This is a genomic window from Neisseria sp. P0020.S003 (genome assembly GCF_051957095.1).
In the GTDB taxonomy this organism is placed as follows: Bacteria; Pseudomonadota; Gammaproteobacteria; order Burkholderiales; family Neisseriaceae; genus Neisseria; species Neisseria subflava.
Genome location: NZ_JBQCWU010000062.1, coordinates 1 through 471 on the forward strand (window position 1 = coordinate 1; position 471 = coordinate 471).

At 34.0% G+C, this 471-nt stretch carries 1 protein-coding gene; it reads right to left on the reverse strand.

Features of this window, described 5'->3' with window-relative positions; translation table 11 throughout:
* Positions 1 to 66: 66 nt before the first annotated feature.
* Positions 67 to 408: a hypothetical protein gene (locus tag ACTHTQ_RS11315; RefSeq protein ID WP_210389037.1), complete on the reverse strand. Its 342-nt coding sequence runs from the start codon at positions 406 to 408 to the stop codon at positions 67 to 69.
* Between the last annotated feature and the right edge of the window lie 63 nt (positions 409 to 471).

A 471-nucleotide genomic window follows, 5' to 3' on the forward strand; every position in this document is an offset into this window, starting at 1 on the left:
GCAACATGGCCGGCCACAACAAAGCAGCTAAAAATTTCACACTCATCTCCTTCTTGATAAAAATTATTACTTGCTAAGGTTTTTTGTTGGATTTCTCTTATCAGCAAGGTCTAGTCTATAAACAGTATCAGAAATACCATGCTCGATTTCATGGGCATAATCAGAAGCCGTAAGATAATCTTTTCCAAATACCATCTCACGGTATTCAATGTCTTCTTTTAATTTTCTCGTTGTATAAGTGGCTGGAACATGATGATCGCCACGAATACTTGATAGCCCCCATTTATTGATAAAAATATGAGTCTTTTGCATAATAACATTATCCCGCATGATGCTATCAATCTCCTTTTTAGGCATGCCCATGCGAATAAAATGCTGCCGAATTTGTGCATTTTGAACTGTTGCCATAATAATTCTCCTATTAATTGTTTGAGTAAATTTTTAATTTTAATTGGTGATAAAATAATTTTT